Origin of the sequence: Clostridium sp. CS001 (genome assembly GCF_020443565.1) — a bacterium.
Lineage (GTDB): Bacteria > Bacillota > Clostridia > Clostridiales > Clostridiaceae > Clostridium_AD.
The window spans coordinates 1-16,990 of sequence record NZ_JAIZZN010000029.1 but is presented as its reverse complement, the minus strand read 5'-3'; the positions used below and the strand labels follow the sequence as shown (position 1 = coordinate 16,990).

Below are 16,990 nucleotides of genomic sequence, written 5' to 3'. Positions count from 1 at the left end.
TTTACACTCCTATTTAAAATTATTAATACACAATCTTTGTTCCAGACATACCTTTTAATGCTTCTTTTGCTTTTGATAAAGATGCTATAATTGCTGTTTTATCCTTGTTATTCATTATAAATTTCTTGCAAGCCTCTACTTTTGGAAGCATACTGCCCGGAGCAAACTGGCCCTGAGCAATGTAATCATTAACTTCATCAAGAGTGATTTGTGCAAGTTCCTTTTGATTTGGCTTATTGTAATTTACACAAACTCTATCTACCCCTGTTAATATTAGAAGGACATCTGCATCTAATATTTCTGCAAGTTTTTCTGCAGCAAAATCTTTGTCTATAACTGCTGCAACTCCATTAACAATCTCCCCTTGGCGAATAACAGGTATTCCACCGCCACCGCAAGATATAACTACATTTCCCATGTCTACTAATTGTTTTATTAAATCCTTCTCAATAACATCAATAGGTTTTGGGGAAGCAACAACTCTTCTGTATCCTCTCCCAGCATCTTCTTTCATTATGTAGCCATGTTCTTTTTCTAACTTTTCCGCTTCCGCTTTTGTATAAAATGATCCTATTGGTTTAGTTGGGTTTTTAAATCCTTCATCCTCTTTATCAACAACTACTTGGGTAACTATAGTTCCTACGCTCTTATCTATACTTCTTCTTCTTAATTCTTCACCAATTGCATTCTGAAGGTGATATCCTATATATCCTTGAGAAAAAGATCCACATACATCAAATGGGAACAATACATTGCTCTCATCGAATTTTTGAGCTGATTCTACAGCTGCAACAATTTGACCAACTTGTGGCCCATTCCCATGAACTATTGATACTCTATGACCTTCTTCTATAAGATCGACTATTGATATAGCAGTTTCTTTGCAAGTCTTAAGCTGAGCCTCACAACTCTTGTCTTTTGGATCTGATTGAAGTGCATTTCCACCTAATGCTAATACTATTTTCATCATTAACCCCCCAAAGCAATTCTTTTTAATTATTACATTTTCTTTAATTTATTCTTATTTTTATACTATCCTGTTAAATAATTCTTGTCAACCATTGCATTTTTTTATTATATGCATAAGTATTCTGCTAGTTTTTTGCGAATTTAATTTAATTCTCTGAAAACTTATCCAATCCTTGTATAAATCCATTAAATAGACTAAAGTCCTTTGTATTAACTGTATAAATATATACTTTTAGTGAATATGTCTCATAAAAATTTTTTTATATCTTTTTATTTAATTTGACATAATAACAATAAAGCCATATAATAATATTATTATATATACCCCCGTCGGGTACAAGGAGGATGTTATATGAATATTTCTTTTGATGATATTACTAAGGAAGCTTTGCACAAAGAACTTATACAAAAGGATAAGTCTTCAGTTAGATTACTTATTAAGGGTTTTGGTTGAGGCGGTCCCATATTAGGTGTTGTTCTGGACGAACAACAAGAAGATGATATTTCAAAGTCAGTAGATGGAATTAACTTTGTAGTAGATAATGAATCTTCATTTGTCTTTGAAGATACAAAAATCGTATATGCTAAAAGCATATTTGGAGAATCCTTTAAGGTTTTCACATCAAGCGCTTCAGATAGTTCTTGCTAATATTAACTCTAAAAAAGATAAAAGACCTATGCTTTTTATAGGTCTTTTATCTTTTTAAGGTATCTATATTATTTATAATTTTAACCTTCATAATCACTTACAATTTTCTGCACTAGTTTCTTTATGGCACTAGCTTGTGTTACTAATGTCATTACTACCAAAAAGACAGATATTCTTTCCTCGTCACTCTCTTTTAAATCTAGACCGTCGATTATAATTTGTAATCTTTCTTTATCAAAAAATTCTTTTTTTGAAAAACCATTAAAACTTTCCTTTTGCATATCTGAAAAAATCTTATAAGCATTTTCCCATGAAATAATATCATCATCTCTATCATTAATTTCGTTAAAAGCTAGCCTAAAGACCTTTTTTATCTCGTCCGATGTAAGTATTGGTCTCATGTACCCAAGTAGCACCAATTGAGCAAGATGTAATTTGGTATAACCCCTTTTTTTACTATCCTCTGGTTTCGATATAACTTCGCTTTTTATGTAATTTTGTACTATATTATTAGTGTAGTTATCAGCATCAAATCTATCATTTAAGTAGTCAATAACTTGAGATAAAAACAAGTCATACTGCGGTAATTCTTCATAAGGAATTATATTATTTTCTGAGATTTCTTTTGCTAGCAAATCTATATTCTCCTGAGTATATTTTGTACTATCCATTATTCATCACCTTTCAAAAATTAACATCATAAATAATATGTGTTTTAATTTTTTAAATATAAGTTCTTGCATAACAATATTATAAGTTTTATATAACCTTATTACAAGTTATTTTCATATTTTTTATAATTCATGTTCATTTCTTCAAAAAAATCAAATAAACAACTTTACTCTTTTATATAAAATGTATTTGTAAATCATAGTATATCTGATTAAACATATTACCATAATAATATTAACAGACTTTAGATTTAAGCTCTAAGTCTTATCTTTAAGTATAAGTATAACTATTACTAATTCTTCACTACACTTATAAAAATCAATAACTAAAGGAGATTACTATGACACTACTTACTAGAATACTTTACATTTTAAAATCTAAAATAAATAGCACCTTAGATGAACTTGAGAATCCCTTAGAACTACTTGATCAAAAAATAAGAGATATGGAGTGTACTTTAAATGAGGCTAAATTCTCATCGGCTAAAGTTTTAGGTAGCACACATGAAATCGAGAGAAGAATTGAAAGCTTATCTACCGAATCTGCTACATATGTTGAAACTATTAAACTTGCACTAAGTAAAGGAGATGAAACTTTAGCTAAAAAAATTCTTCAAAAAAAATTAGACAATGATAAGTATTGTATCTCATTAAACTCAAGTTATACAAATTCAACAGCAAAAGCTCATTCTTTAAAATTAAAATTAAGGGAGCTTGAACAAAACATATATGAAACAAAAATATATAGAAATGAAGCTATTGCCAGATATACCGCAGCTGAGGCTGATAAAAAGATAAATGAGATTCTTGGAAATATATCAACTAAAAATAATGCTATGCCCCTTTCTGATATAGAAAGAATTATTGAAAAAAAAGAATGCTATGTATCGGGCCTTACAGATCTTAATTTTGCTAATGAATTAAGTAATGAGTTAGATGGTATCACTAGGTTAGACTTAAGCTTAGAGTTAAAAAAATACATGTGATTTACTTACAGAAATAATTAATGTCATTGTAATATAACTTTATTCACAATTATTGCTTGAAAATGCTGAATCTAAACCATTATTATCAAGTTGTCCACAGTTTTAATTATTTAATCAACAGAAGTTGTGGATAACTTAACTAACACCATACCCCTTGATTTAAAGACATTTACATATTAAAAATAATTTTTACAGCTTTTTTACCCACACCCTCACATTGTCTCCTGTGGGTAACTTGTTAATCCTTATGTGGAATAAACAGTTTTAGCCTTCAATTTTTCCATTTTTCTGCGCTTTATTTTTCGAATTATTTTAACAACGCATATTTTGTACAAGCCTTCGACAGATTTTTTTATATTTATGAATATATATATAAATTTACCACTTTATTTATTATATAATTTTAGATATTGTTAAAAAACATATTGACATTTGCATTATATGGTAGTATATTAACTTTAGATGGAATTTAGTATTAATTATGTAATATTAACTAATATAATCTAACAGTTTCTTGGCTTTTTATGTCGTTTTATCAGTATCAAATAATAAATTATTTCAAATTATTATCTTAAGGAGGAATTATTATGAAATCAACAGGTGTTGTAAGAAAAGTAGATGAACTTGGAAGAATTGTTATTCCTATAGAACTTAGAAGAACTCTAGATATTGCTGAAAAGGATGCTTTAGAAATTTACGTGGATGGTGAACTAATCATTCTGAAAAAATACCAACCAGCATGTATTTTCTGTGACGATGCAAAAGATGTAGCTAATTATAGAGGCAAAAACATATGTAAATCTTGTTTAGATCAACTTAAACAACAAAGTTAAATCATCACCTGCGGTGCTGCAATATTAACAACTTTGGAAGCAAATTTACCTCTGGGTAGGCCTCTGGGGTAGATAACAATTCTCAATTGTTATCCTGCCACCAAAGTAACTTTTCTGGGCTAGGCAACTGCCACTTATAAAAGATGGCAGACTTGAAGCTTCCAAAATGTTGTTAAACCTTATAATCTATTAATTTATAAAAAGGAAACCTAATTAAATACAGGTTTCCTTTTTATAAATTAAAAATAAAGTTATATGATTAAATTATATATGTTTCAACTTTAAAACTACATTCAAATTACTGATAAATGTTTGTTCAAAACGTAAAGTAATTGAACAAATATTATTGAAACATATATATAAATAAAAACAGACTACCTTAGTAGCCTGTCCACATTTTGAATTACTTAACTCTTCTTGCACCGATATAATCACTTCTTGTAAGTGCTGATACCTTAACCACGTCACCAGTACGAGGTGCGTGAATATATGAGTTATTACCTACGTAAATTCCCACATGATGTGGATCTGATCCTGTACCAAAGAAAACTAGATCTCCTGGTTCAAGGTTATCTCTAGATATCGATGATCCCTCATTTATCTGTGTGTATGTAGTTCTAGTCAATGAAATTCCAAAATGAGCATATACATATTTGGTAAATCCAGAACAATCAAATGAATCAGGACCATTTGCACCCCAAACATATGGTGTTCCTAAGAAATTACTTGCATAAGCAACTACTGAATCTGAGCTAAGTGATGATGATCCTCTAGATGGAGTATACTTAGGTGCATTATCTCTTATTTGTTGTATTTGTCTCATAGTGGTATTTACTATTGTCTGTGCATCGCTAAGCTTAGCAGAGTATAATTGCTCTTGCTTTTTAGCCTCTGCAATTAATAAGCTTTGTTCTTTTTTTGTTTCTTTGAGCTTGTCTATTTTCTTTTCATTATCAGCTATTAATACCACTAACGTAGCTTTTTCAGTTTCAAGTGCTGTCTTTTGCTCTTCAATTTTAACCTTTTTATCTGTTAATTCTCCGATAATCTTATTATCATATTCTACAATCTTTTTAATGTTGTCTACTCTAGAAATAAGGTCCTCTATTCCATCTGAACTTAGTAACACTTCTAAGTATCCATCCACGCCATTCATGTACATGGTTCTCATTCTCTTATTAAATAATTCTTCTTCTTCTTTAATATTATCTTCCGCAACTTGTATATTCTTTTTTGTATTATCTATTTGTTGCTCAGTTTCGCCTATTTTAACTTTTGTCTTATCTATTTCTGCAAAAGCAACTTCTATTACAGAGTCTAATTTTTCAATAGAACCTTCAATATCTTCAACTTTATCCTTGGCCTGATTGTATGCAGCTTTTTGTTCTGCAAGCTGACTTTTTTGGCTTTTAAGTTTATCTGATAATGGATCTGCCAATATCGGCATGCTTATAGTCGTAGCTAATCCAATGGTAACTATCAATGCTAGTATTCTTTTACGCAATCCAATCCCCCCATATCAATGTGTATACATATGTAATTTAAATATTTTTAACTCAACAGACCTATTATAACACTATTTTATAAGAAACCTCAATGGAAAACGCAAATTTAAATGTAAACTTTATATGTTCTTTAGGATTTACTCTACATTTTTACATTATATTCCAACATTTATCTCTCTGAATATAATTATAAGTTAGATATCCAATGAATGTTTATATATTTCTGACTTGGGTATTCCTCTGTCTCTTGCAACTTTCTTCATGGCATCTTTTTTATCTAATCCCTCGTCCATGTATTTTTCTATATGTTCTTGTATTGTTAGCATCTCCCATTTAGCTTTTTCATCATTATCAATAGCTTCTTTACTCTTTCCTTCAATTACTAGTACATATTCTCCTCTTGGGGCATTTTGCTTATAATACTCTATGGCTTCTTCTAATGTAAGCCTAATTATTTCCTCATATAGCTTTGTAAGCTCTCTACACATTGATATTTTTCTGTTACCAACGTTTTCATACAAGAATTCTAAAGTGTTTAAAAGTCTATGAGGAGCCTCGTAAAAAATTAGTGTTTCACTCCTATTTATTAAATCATCAATAATAGGCTTTCTTTCTTTATTCTCCCTAGGTAAAAACCCTCTAAATATAAATTTAGTAGTATCAAGGCCTGAGTATACCAGCGCAGTTGTAATTGCTGTGGCTCCAGGTAATACTTCAAACTCAATATTCTGCTCTATGCACTTTAAAACTATGACACTTCCAGGATCTGATATTCCTGGTGTTCCAGCATCGCTAATTATAGCTATATTCTTACCTTCTCTAACCTGATTGATTATATTCTCACTTTTCCCTTGCTCATTGTGCTGATGATAACTTATAAGCGTTTTTCTTATGTTAAAATGATTTAAGAGTTTTAAGCTTTGCCTTGTATCTTCGGCTGCTATTATATCTACATTTTGTAGTACTTCTAAAGCTCTTAGTGTAATGTCCTTTAAATTTCCTATTGGGGTTGGAACTAAATATAACTTTCCTGCCATTCTTATCATCCTTTACTGTAGTATTTGTATTAATTTCACCTATTTTAAAATTGTACAATTTTAGATTGTATTTGAATTGTACATGTTAGTGATTTCATTAGTATATTCACCATCTTCAGTATGAACATAAAGCGGACTCTCCCATTTCAAAAATGCTCCTCCATCTCTTTGACCTTCGATGAGCACAATATTAGGTGCCTTGTTTACACTAGGATGCACCATTCTTATGCGTTTAGGCTCAATCTTATGTTTTCTCATTACACATAAGATATCTGCTAATCTATCAGGTCTATGTACCATATACATACGCCCATTATCCTTTAGTAAGATTCTACATGCAATAATCACATCTTCTAGCGTACAGCAAATTTCATGTCTTGCTATAGCATTTTTATCATTTAAGTTTATTAAGCCTGAATTTTGAAGTTTATAAGGGGGATTTACCGTTACAACATCTGCTTTAGCAATACGCTTAATAAGTTCTAAATTTTTTAAGTCTCCACTTATAAACTTGATTTTATGTTCTAAATTATTGTATTGAACTGACCGATTTGCCATATTAACAAAGTCCTCTTGGATTTCCACACCAATTACATCTCTTGCATATGTCTTACCGGCCAATATAAAGGGAACTATTCCTGTTCCAGTACACAAATCAACAACCTTAGCATCTTTCTTTACCTTAGCAAAGTTAGCAAGAAGCACTGCATCCACACCAAACCTAAACCCATGTTTTTTTTGAATAACATGAATACCTTTTAAGTTAAGATCATCTAAAGTCTCATCATCATTTAAAAATTTCATTATGTATCTCCTTTCTATGAAATCTATATTCACTATATACATAACAACAAAAAAAGTATACCCCAATTTCCTTACTAAATCAAAAAAGTATATATTCACTTCTTTACTACTAATGTAATTAATTATAAAACTACTATTAATAGCCATTGATGAATATATATTAATTATATAATAATTGATGTGATGAGGTTTGAAATGCAATTAATATTATACCCTTTCAAAAATACGGTTTTTAGTAAAAACTCTGTGTTATTAGACGCATCTTTCTTACTCAGCTTAATATATGATGAGGATATTAAGCATAGCGATTGTTTATCATGCTTAAAACAACTCTCTGAAGGATACTGCGAATTTTACACTACTAGTATCATATCTGCAGAGGTATTAAATCAAATACTTTATAAATTATTTATCAGTGACATCCAATGTAAAATAACTGGGAATAGCCCTTACAACTCCATTGACAATATTAGATCTATAATAAATAGCTTTAGTCGCCATGACACAAAGATATTAAAGCAAAGAAGAGAAGACAGACTTATTCATATACCTTACAAAAGATATTTTGATAATATTTCTAAAAACTCTATGAAAAGAAACTTGCTGACCATTTATTATAGTAAGTCTGTAGAAATAATTTCAGAATTAGAAAAAATTATAAATATAAAATATCTTAATATTTCTGAAGAATGTATACCTATAGTTAAAACCCTTATGTGTGAGAACTTATTATCCGTAAATGATGCTTTCCACCTAGCCACAGCACAATATAACAATATAGATTTTTTACTAACCTTAGATGGTGACTTTATTTTTGCAGAACATAGCGAAATGCAAATACTTAAAATTTAAGTATTTATTAATCTCTTTAGCATAAAAAGAAGTGTAATCTTGATTATCTCAAACTACACCTCTTTTTTTATAGTTATTATTTTGGAATGTAAATAAGTGTTCCTTCTTTTATTGCATTTTCATCTGTAATTTTATTTTCTTTCTTTAACTTATCTATTGCTTCTTTTATATCGTAAGATTTCATATTATTTCTAGCAATTGATGTTAATGTATCTTGTTTTTTAATTTTGTATTCAATTGTATTTGTATCAGAAGCCACAGCCTTTGATATTTCAATCTCTTTTTCATAAGGAATTACTATTTTCTGACCCACTTTAATATTATAAGCTGCATCTATACCATTTCTACTCTTAATAAATTCAAGAACTTTACTTTTATCATGACTAGGCATATATGTTTTTACAATACTAAACACTGTATCATCTTTTTTAACAGTATATATTCCAACAGTAGTTTTGTCATTCATATAAATAGCATCCATATCGTTAGCACTTTCCTCTTGTATCTCATTAGTACTTATGATATCTTCTTCATTTTCATTTGTTATTGCCGTACTATTATCTTTAGGCAATGACTTATCGCTTTGCACTATATTCTCTTTTGGCAATTCTGTATTGGTAACGCTTTCGTCCTTTCCTATAAACCTTACTGCAAAAAATACTCCTAAGATAACCACTGCAATGGTGGATATTGTGATTATTCCCTTTTTCATTCTCATATTTAAAACCCCTTTCATATTTATTAGTCAATGTTTTACATTTGAATTATTGACACAATTAAAAAATCTCATACATGTTAATAAAATTATTTTTATCTTAACTAATAATTCCACTTTTTTGCTTGCTATATTAAACATGTATCTAAAAAAATAAGCTGCTAACCTATAAAAATAAGTTAACAGCCTCTATATATTAATTTTTTATTATTTTGATGCTCTTTCTATTTGATTCTTTACTTCCTCACCTGTCATTCCGGTTGCATCAATAATAGTTGTGCTGGATATAGTATTCTCTACTCCCATAATATTTTGATTTTCACCTGTAACAACAACTGAATCATACTTGTTTAAAAAGTTTCCAGCATTCTTTTTTCTATTACTAAATTCCTTTACAGTGTAGCCTTCTTGGGATAAATAATCTTTGATTGGAGTCAATCCCTTTTGTATTGCTATCTTTTTCATGCTTTCCGCCTCCCTTTTAAAATTATTATCTCCAATAAAAAAAAGTTTATTCAAATAAATGCTCAGGCATTTCCCTTTTGTATAGAAAAAATGTACAAAAAAATCAGAGAAAATTTTCTCTGATTTTTTTATATAACTGTATACCCGACATCTTCAATTGATTCAATTAAATCATCTAATGAAACAAAATAATCATCGTATATTACTTCTATTTCTTTGCTTTCACTAGTTATTTTACAAGCAACTACTCCTTGATTACTTGATACTGCTAAATTAATATTGCTAATATCCTTTGAAGTACTCATATTGCATACTTTTATAACCGACCTCATTTTTATCCCCCTAGTTATCTTTAAATAATTCTTTTATTATATATGAATCTTCCTCATTTCCAGCAAGCTCTAACCTGATATCCTCTACAATTGCAGCATCTTCATAACTTCCAGAAATTAATGTTAAATCTTCAATTTTAACCTCTACTATTTCCTCATCGCTACCATTAAGCTTCATCTTGATTTTTACAGCTTCTTTTACAACACTATTCCCAATAACTTCTGCTCTGCCATAAGGGGTTTCCACTATAGACCCTACCGTCGGTAAAGTTTTTCTTATTTTCTCATAAGTATCCTGCTCATAATTTAAACAGCACATAAGTCTTCCGCAAATGCCTGAAATCTTTGTAGGGTTTAGTGATAAGTTTTGCTCTTTAGCCATCTTTATAGACACTGGTGCAAACTCTCCTAAAAAAGTCGAACAACACATAGGTCTACCACATGGTCCAAGACCACCTATCATTTTTGCTTCATCCCTAACACCTATCTGCCTAAGTTCTATTCTAGTTCTAAATACTGCCGCTAAGTCCTTTACTAGTTCACGGAAGTCAACCCTTCCATCTGCTGTAAAGTAAAATATAACTTTATTATTATCAAAGGTATATTCCACATCTATTAGTTTCATATCAAGGTCATGTTTATGTATCTTATCTACGCATACTTCATAAGCTTCCTTTTCTTTTCTTTTGTTTTCCTCATCCTTTTCTGCATCTACATCTGTGGCCTTTCTGATAACACACTTAAGAGGAGATACTATGTCATCTTCTTCTATTTCCTTTATTCCAATAACACACTCTCCAAATTCTATTCCTCTTACTGTTTCAACTATAACCTTATTGCCCTTTTGAATATCTATATCATTTGGACTAAAATAATATATTTTACCAGCTTTTTTAAATCGCACTCCTATTACTGTAACCATGTTAAACCTCCTGCATTTTAAATAACATTACTTCAAATGTCAACCCTGGGTTAACATTTCTATCTAAGTTTTCTCTAGTATCATTTATTATATTTATAATACCATTTAATTTGTTAAATGAGAATATATTAGCTAATTCTTTTATATTTAACAATTTATCTATATTAATAATTAAATTTTCATCTTCAATTTCCTTATATATTATAGTATCCCTAATATACGAAAGAAATGCAGTTAATATTTCTTCGAAGTTTTCCTTTTGATTGGATAGCTTCTTTTCATATCTAATTAATTCCTCAGTGCCTACCTTGTCAAGGCTTAGTAATATTTCCAAGGTAATACTTCTAATATCCTTAAAATTACTATCTCCAATAAATCTATCTGCTTTTCCTGGTATTCCATCGCTAAAAGCTATGATAACTCTTAATTCATCTTCAGGTAATTCGGAATAGTTTATCTTTAAATATGTTTTCATTTCATCAATATTTAAGTTCCTTAGTTTATGTATTTGGCATCTTGACTTTATTGTATCCAATATAGCCTCAAGATTCTCACATAATAAAAATATAGTAACATTCTTAGGTGGTTCTTCAATTGTTTTTAAGAAAGCATTCTGAGCTTGCGCCGTCATTTTATGAGCGTCGTAAATAATTATAACTTTCTTATCTCCTTCATAAGGCTTTTTATTTATTTCTTCAATTAAGGTTCTTATAGAATTAACACCAATTGTACTTTTGTTTTTTTCTACGCGCCACTCTAACAAATCAACATATTGTTTATCTTGATCTTTCCCTAAGATCTTAAACCCTATATTTCTGGCTAATATACTTTTCCCTATGCCATCCTCTCCAACTAAAAGATGAGCATGCGATAGCTTATTTGATTTTATAGATTTATTTATTTGATTCTTTATGCTGCTATGACCTACTATACTCTCAAAGCTCATTTTAGTCCTCCATACATAGAAGCAAGTATAAAGTTATACTTGCTTCTAACTAGTTATACCCTTATAAACTTGTCTACATCAACTACAAATACGTTTGCTCCACCTACATTTACTTCAATAGGAAATGGCATGAATACGCCTGTGGATCCTGCTACTGATGCAGGTGATGTTATTATTTGCTTTCTTGTCTTGCATACATCTTCAATAATTGCTAAAACTTCATCCACTTTTATCTTTTCTACACCGATTAATAATGTTGTATTTCCTGCTTTTAAAAATCCACCTGTAGTAGCTAGCTTTGTAACCCTAAAGCCCTTGTCCGTTATTACCTCAATTAAATCATTTGTATCATCATCTTGTACAATTGCAATAACTAATTTCATATAATCCCATCCTTCATAATTTTATTTTTTTTATAACATTTATTATATCTTCATGTATTGCCTCAACATTTCTATTACCATCTATCACTTCTATTTTATCACACTTCCTACTAATGTCTAAATAACCTTCAAAAACTTTTTTATGAAATTCATTTCCACCATTCTCTAACCGATCCAAAGTCTTTTGCATTTTTTTTCGCTTTAACCCTTCCTCATAAGGTATTGTGATCATGAATGTTAGATCTGCTTCTAACCCATCTAAGGCAGCTTCATTAATACTCTTTATTCGTTCCACTCCTAGACCTCTACCAATTCCTTGATATACCATTGAAGAATAAACAAAACGATCACATATAACCATTTTACCTTCTGTTAATGCTGGTTTTATAACCTCACTAACTAATTGTGCACGGGAAGCTGCATAAAGTAGTGCTTCACACATATAATTCATATTAGAATTGTCATTATCTAATATTATCTCTCTTATTTTTTCACTAACTCCCGTACCCCCAGGTTCACGTGTTCTTATTACTTCATATCCTAATTCTTTTAGGTATTTTTCTAATAATTCTATCTGAGTAGTTTTCCCTGACCCATCTGGCCCTTCTAATGCTATTAGTCGCCCTCTTTTCATGCAATCCTCCCAGCAATATGTATATATATTAATATTAAATAATTATAATATATATAATACTATTTTTCTACTGTTGCCACTTTTCCATCATTAATCCCAAGCACTGTTACATTAGCTTGTATATAATATTGTATCACAGCTATACTTTTCTCGCATAGTTTTTCTCCAGGCATTACAATAGGTATTCCAGGGGGGTATGGAACTATTGCCACTGCACTTATCTTTCCCTTGGAATGTTTTAATTCTATCATGATCTTTTCCTTATCCATTACTTCATATGGATGCATCACGGACATTGGCATATCATAATCCATTAAGTCTATATATTCCTGCTTTAAAATGTTCATATCACAGTCTTTCAAAGCTATATATAGCTTATTAAAATCCTGTTCCTTATTAAATGTAGAAAAAATTAAAATTACATTCCTACTATCACTCATCTCAGCTTGAATGTTATTTTTCCTTAAGTAGTCTAATAGCTTATGTCCGCTATATCCTTTAGGCACATTTAATATATATCTAGTTAGATCTATGCTGTATCTATTATCATAACTTATTGACATGTCACTTAAATCTTCTTCGCCTAAAATATAAAATTTTCCTAAACTATTAATCCTTTCCTTGTTAATCTGACATGTCTTAATTAGTTTATCATAGTGCTCGCTACCATATTCCTGAATATAAAATCTTGCATAATCCATAGAACATAAAAGCATATATGATGGACTTGTACTTAGAAATGCACTTACATAAAAATCAATCTTACTAATATTAACGCCCTCGCCTATATGCAAAAAAGCTGTTTGTGTTAAACTAGGTAAGGTTTTATGGGCACTCATAACTACCATATCAGCGCCCATCTTTACTGGATTTTCAGGTAACAATTTAGATGCTCCAAAATGAGCACCATGGGCAGCATCAACTAATACCTTCATTCCATGTTGCTTAGCTATGCTAATCACATATGGTAAGTCGAGGCATATACCATAATAGTTAGGGTACGTAACAATTATCCCCTTAGCATCCTTATTCTCATTAATTAAATATGAAAAATGCTCCTTATCCAAGGGAAGAGGAGCATCATATTTAGAATGAATTTTATTTTTTATATATACTGGTTTCAACTTCCTCATAACGATAGCATTAAATATTGAGCGATGACAATTTCTCTCTACAATAACTTTATCACCCTCATTAAATGCCGAAAAAATCATAGCTAGATTTCCACTAGTACTACCGTTGACCAAAAAGTATGATTTAATACTTCCATAGTATTCACTCAACAACTGTTGAGATTCTTTTATTATTCCATCTGCATGATGAAGATTATCTACTCCATCTACCTCTGTAATATCTGCTCTTATAAGGTTTTCATAAAGCTCCTTGCCTTTCAATGTTTCTAAAAAACCAAGCCCACCTTTATGCCCTGGCATACAAAAGGAAACATTGTATTCTTTTATATATTTAAGCACTCCATCTACAAGTGGTAATCCTGACAATCTTTAGTCACTCCTCCTGGTATAAACTGCACCAAAGTCTTCCTTATACAGTTCTTATAATATTCATAAAAATCCGTATTAGGCTTTGCTACTATAATTCGTCCTTCGCAATTTTTACAAATTCCTCTTCCATTTATTATTATACCATCATTTAGAGGCTTTCTGCATATAATGCATTTTTCTTTTTTCATAACTTCCCCCTTAACCTTACTAGCTTAAAACTACCTAAAGTATAGCCTCTTATAATATATATTATTCATCTGATTACCGTTTCTTATTTTGTCCACATAATAATTCAAAATATATTTATCTACATTTTAAGCCATAACTAGCTATTAAAGATTAACATTTGACCTCAGAACCTTGAAAATAAAATTTTATTTGTTATTATCAATATATTTATGAATCATTGGTTATACTAAATATGTTAATAAGCACGAAACCTTGAGAGGAGAACAGTCTATGAAGCAAGAAATTATAAGTTATATGAATAGCATAAAAGAAGATATATACAATTTATCATACTATCTTTACAATAATCCAGAGACGAGTTATAAAGAATATAAAGGTTGTTCTTACATAGTAAATATGTTAAAATCTCATGACTTTCAGGTACAAGAAAACTATTGTAATATTCCAACCTCTTTTTATGCTCAATACGGAGATGGCCATCCAAAGATTTGTTATATATGCAAATATACATCTACAGAAGACCTAGGGCATATCTTTGGTAACAATGTGAATGCAGCAATTTCTACTGCAGCAGCACTAGGCTTATCAAAAATAATATCTAAAAGTGGTGGGAGCGTAATTCTACTAGGATGCCCAGGTGAGTATACAAATGGGTCAGAATTAACATTAACAAAAGAAAAGTGTTTCGAAGATATAGATGTTATTATTGCCCCCCACTGTGATATAAATAATGCAGAAAGCGGCACCTCAATGGCCAAAATTCCAATTAAAATTAAATATAGCCAAGATATAAATAAGAGCAATAATAAAGAAAGTAGTACCTTTTCATCTTTAGACGCCTATTTGTTTATACTAAATACATTAAATCAGTTATTAAAGAGTTTAAATAATTCTAGCTCAATTGAAACTATCTCTATGAACGATGTTTCTTCCAAGCCTGATTTATTTGCTGAATCAGAGGTTACATTTTATTTAAGCTCTAATAAACTAATTGAAGCTAAATTGTTAGAAAAAACTATTATGGATTTTGTTTCGTCAGCCGCTAAGATAATGGGTATTTCAGGAGAAGTAAGCCTATTTGAATTGCCTTCTGAAGAGCTACTCAGCAATAAATATTTATCAAGGCTATTTACACACAATCTAAAAGAATGTGGCATTATTAATATTGATTGTTGCAAAAATGCTCTATATGGCTTGGGTATAGGCGCTATAAGTAATATTACCCCTTGTATATACCCCTCTATATCTATTACAGAAAATCAACTAATAAGTTGCCCTTCACCCTCATTTGCTATAGAAACACAAACTGATTTTTGCAAACACAACATGCTAATAGCTGCTGAAGCTTTAGCTATAACAGGTCTAGATATTATTGAAAAACAAGATCTATTAAATGAAATTTTACTAGAGTTAAGGTCATATAGATCTAAATCTTAATATATACTTTAGGAATAAAAAAAGAAGCATAATCTTAATCCAATTATGCTTCCTTTTACATGTTTATTATCTTTTATTTACCTTTACAAAACAGGATTTCCCTTTAGCAACCTAATCTTATTTATGAGCCCCTCACTAGGTTCAAAATAAAACTTTTTAAACTTACCTTCTACTTTATATATGCAACAAAATTTACTACTGAAAAATGTAGAGCAGCTATATTTTTTACTATCACTAATATGGATATCTGCCTTATAATTTTCAACCTTACCAATAAAATCTATGTTCTTTAATTTAATATCTTCTAATATTGTAACTTCATGACCTCTTATCTTATGAATAATAAATTGATCTGCTACAATTGAATATTTATATTTAACCTTGCATCTTGAAAACTCAATATAACAAAGAGCAATCATTAGTGTAGTAAAAAACATTTTTGCTATAGCTTTTATACTTATAATCCCTATATTCATCCTAGGTAGTATGTCCGATAAGCATATAAATGTAATTAACACAACAAACAATAACACCATAGCCGGAGCCTTTCTTCTTTCAACCATTTCTTTATACATGAAATTATAAACCCCCCGAGTAAATTAAAAATATTGAGCCTAATTAGTTTGTGACCAACATATGTGATTATACTAGCATTTCATATATTAATCTACTTGTGTTAAGGTCACTATAGTATGTCTACTCTCAATATAAGCACATGTGCCTTTGTTATACCATCTTAACTGCTCCAGCATTACTATTTCTAGATATTCCTCTATATTACTAGGCCTTTAGAATTATTATACATATTTACTTTCCCATATTTCATAGAAAGTATAAACAAGAGACTATTGTTAACTAAAAAAAACACTTTGTAATATTTACAAAGTGTTTTGGAGGCGCCACCCGGATTTGAACCGGGGAATAAAGGTTTTGCAGACCTTGACCTTACCACTTGGCTATAGCGCCATAAACTGGTGGCTAGACCAGGAATCGAACCAGGGACACGAGGATTTTCAGTCCTCTGCTCTACCGACTGAGCTATCCAGCCACATTACCTGGCGACAACCTACTCTCCCACAAGGCTACCCCTGCAGTACCATCGGCGCATTGAAGCTTAACCTACCTGTTCGGTATGGGAAGGGGTGTTACCTTCATGCCA

At 30.3% G+C, this 16,990-nt stretch carries 20 protein-coding genes, 2 tRNA genes and 1 rRNA gene; 4 read left to right on the top strand and 19 right to left on the bottom strand.

The genetic code is table 11. The features are described 5' to 3' along the window. Positions 1-22: 22 nt before the first annotated feature. From arcC to LGK97_RS16015, 3 genes are all read right to left on the bottom strand, one after another. Positions 23-967, bottom strand: coding sequence for a carbamate kinase (arcC, locus tag LGK97_RS16025; protein WP_226260757.1), 945 nt, complete (start codon positions 965-967; stop codon positions 23-25). A gap of 350 nt (positions 968-1,317) precedes the next feature. After that, entirely contained in the window at positions 1,318-1,590 is a 273-nt protein-coding gene (locus LGK97_RS16020; RefSeq protein WP_226260756.1) for a hypothetical protein, read from the bottom strand. Between the two features lie 108 nt (positions 1,591-1,698). Further along, positions 1,699-2,289, bottom strand: a complete 591-nt coding sequence (locus LGK97_RS16015; protein WP_226260755.1) for a DUF1836 domain-containing protein — start codon at positions 2,287-2,289, stop codon at positions 1,699-1,701. A 341-nt stretch (positions 2,290-2,630) separates the two neighbouring features. Between LGK97_RS16015 and LGK97_RS16010 the strand changes: the two genes are divergently transcribed. Together LGK97_RS16010 and LGK97_RS16005 are read left to right on the top strand one after the other, a co-directional pair. Then, positions 2,631-3,275 (top strand): PspA/IM30 family protein, encoded by a 645-nt coding sequence (locus LGK97_RS16010; protein WP_226260754.1) that lies wholly within the window; start codon positions 2,631-2,633, stop codon positions 3,273-3,275. A 581-nt stretch (positions 3,276-3,856) separates the two neighbouring features. Next, complete coding sequence (locus tag LGK97_RS16005) at positions 3,857-4,108, top strand: AbrB/MazE/SpoVT family DNA-binding domain-containing protein (protein ID WP_319001578.1); 252 nt, start codon at positions 3,857-3,859, stop codon at positions 4,106-4,108. Between the two features lie 403 nt (positions 4,109-4,511). Here the strand turns inward: LGK97_RS16005 and LGK97_RS16000 are convergent, their stop codons facing one another. From LGK97_RS16000 to LGK97_RS15990, 3 genes are all read right to left on the bottom strand, one after another. Beyond that, positions 4,512-5,612, bottom strand: a complete 1,101-nt coding sequence (locus tag LGK97_RS16000) for a C40 family peptidase (protein ID WP_226260752.1) — start codon at positions 5,610-5,612, stop codon at positions 4,512-4,514. A 195-nt stretch (positions 5,613-5,807) separates the two neighbouring features. Then, the gene (gene rsmI / locus LGK97_RS15995) at positions 5,808-6,650 is read right to left on the bottom strand and encodes a 16S rRNA (cytidine(1402)-2'-O)-methyltransferase (RefSeq protein WP_226260751.1); all 843 of its coding nucleotides are present in this window, start codon (positions 6,648-6,650) and stop codon (positions 5,808-5,810) included. Positions 6,651-6,710: 60 nt separating this feature from the next. Continuing rightward, positions 6,711-7,454: a tRNA1(Val) (adenine(37)-N6)-methyltransferase gene (locus LGK97_RS15990; RefSeq protein WP_226260750.1), complete on the bottom strand. Its 744-nt coding sequence runs from the start codon at positions 7,452-7,454 to the stop codon at positions 6,711-6,713. 195 nt (positions 7,455-7,649) lie between these two features. Here LGK97_RS15990 and LGK97_RS15985 point away from each other — a divergent pair, with 195 nt between their 5' ends. Continuing rightward, positions 7,650-8,306, top strand: a complete 657-nt coding sequence (locus tag LGK97_RS15985) for a PIN domain-containing protein (RefSeq protein ID WP_226260749.1) — start codon at positions 7,650-7,652, stop codon at positions 8,304-8,306. 76 nt (positions 8,307-8,382) lie between these two features. Here LGK97_RS15985 and LGK97_RS15980 read toward each other — a convergent pair whose 3' ends face one another. The 9 genes from LGK97_RS15980 to LGK97_RS15940 form a co-directional block, all read right to left on the bottom strand. After that, positions 8,383-9,024 carry a LysM peptidoglycan-binding domain-containing protein gene (locus tag LGK97_RS15980; protein ID WP_226260748.1) on the bottom strand — a complete coding sequence of 214 codons (642 nt, stop codon included), beginning with the start codon at positions 9,022-9,024 and terminating at the stop codon, positions 8,383-8,385. 204 nt (positions 9,025-9,228) lie between these two features. After that, complete coding sequence (locus tag LGK97_RS15975) at positions 9,229-9,486, bottom strand: YkuS family protein (RefSeq protein ID WP_226260747.1); 258 nt, start codon at positions 9,484-9,486, stop codon at positions 9,229-9,231. 128 nt (positions 9,487-9,614) lie between these two features. Beyond that, the gene (locus LGK97_RS15970) at positions 9,615-9,818 is read right to left on the bottom strand and encodes a heavy-metal-associated domain-containing protein (protein ID WP_226260746.1); all 204 of its coding nucleotides are present in this window, start codon (positions 9,816-9,818) and stop codon (positions 9,615-9,617) included. A gap of 10 nt (positions 9,819-9,828) precedes the next feature. After that, complete coding sequence (locus LGK97_RS15965) at positions 9,829-10,740, bottom strand: stage 0 sporulation family protein (protein WP_226260745.1); 912 nt, start codon at positions 10,738-10,740, stop codon at positions 9,829-9,831. Between the two features lies 1 nt (position 10,741). Next, the gene (locus tag LGK97_RS15960; RefSeq protein ID WP_226260744.1) at positions 10,742-11,686 is read right to left on the bottom strand and encodes a DNA polymerase III subunit delta'; all 945 of its coding nucleotides are present in this window, start codon (positions 11,684-11,686) and stop codon (positions 10,742-10,744) included. Between the two features lie 53 nt (positions 11,687-11,739). After that, a complete protein-coding gene (locus LGK97_RS15955; RefSeq protein ID WP_226260743.1) occupies positions 11,740-12,069 on the bottom strand; it encodes a cyclic-di-AMP receptor in 330 nt (109 codons plus the stop codon). 13 nt (positions 12,070-12,082) lie between these two features. Continuing rightward, complete coding sequence (gene tmk / locus LGK97_RS15950; RefSeq protein WP_226260742.1) at positions 12,083-12,703, bottom strand: dTMP kinase; 621 nt, start codon at positions 12,701-12,703, stop codon at positions 12,083-12,085. 59 nt (positions 12,704-12,762) lie between these two features. After that, positions 12,763-14,202: an aminotransferase class I/II-fold pyridoxal phosphate-dependent enzyme gene (locus LGK97_RS15945; RefSeq protein WP_226260741.1), complete on the bottom strand. Its 1,440-nt coding sequence runs from the start codon at positions 14,200-14,202 to the stop codon at positions 12,763-12,765. Next, positions 14,181-14,393 (bottom strand): sigma factor G inhibitor Gin, encoded by a 213-nt coding sequence (locus LGK97_RS15940; protein WP_226260740.1) that lies wholly within the window; start codon positions 14,391-14,393, stop codon positions 14,181-14,183. The genes LGK97_RS15945 and LGK97_RS15940 overlap by 22 nt, the downstream gene beginning before the upstream one ends. Before the next feature lie 271 nt (positions 14,394-14,664). On the opposite strand from LGK97_RS15940, the gene LGK97_RS15935 reads away from it, so the two are divergent. Beyond that, on the top strand, positions 14,665-15,831 hold the full coding sequence (locus LGK97_RS15935; protein WP_226260739.1) for a M20 family peptidase: 1,167 nt from the start codon (positions 14,665-14,667) through the stop codon (positions 15,829-15,831). 83 nt (positions 15,832-15,914) lie between these two features. On the opposite strand, the gene LGK97_RS15930 is transcribed toward LGK97_RS15935, so the two are convergent. The 4 genes from LGK97_RS15930 to rrf form a co-directional block, all read right to left on the bottom strand. After that, a complete protein-coding gene (locus LGK97_RS15930) occupies positions 15,915-16,406 on the bottom strand; it encodes a hypothetical protein (protein ID WP_226260738.1) in 492 nt (163 codons plus the stop codon). A gap of 316 nt (positions 16,407-16,722) precedes the next feature. Beyond that, positions 16,723-16,797 (bottom strand) — tRNA-Cys (locus LGK97_RS15925). 6 nt (positions 16,798-16,803) lie between these two features. Continuing rightward, positions 16,804-16,879 (bottom strand) — tRNA-Phe (locus LGK97_RS15920). A 5-nt stretch (positions 16,880-16,884) separates the two neighbouring features. Beyond that, positions 16,885-16,990, bottom strand: a 5S ribosomal RNA gene (rrf, locus tag LGK97_RS15915); the annotation flags it as partial.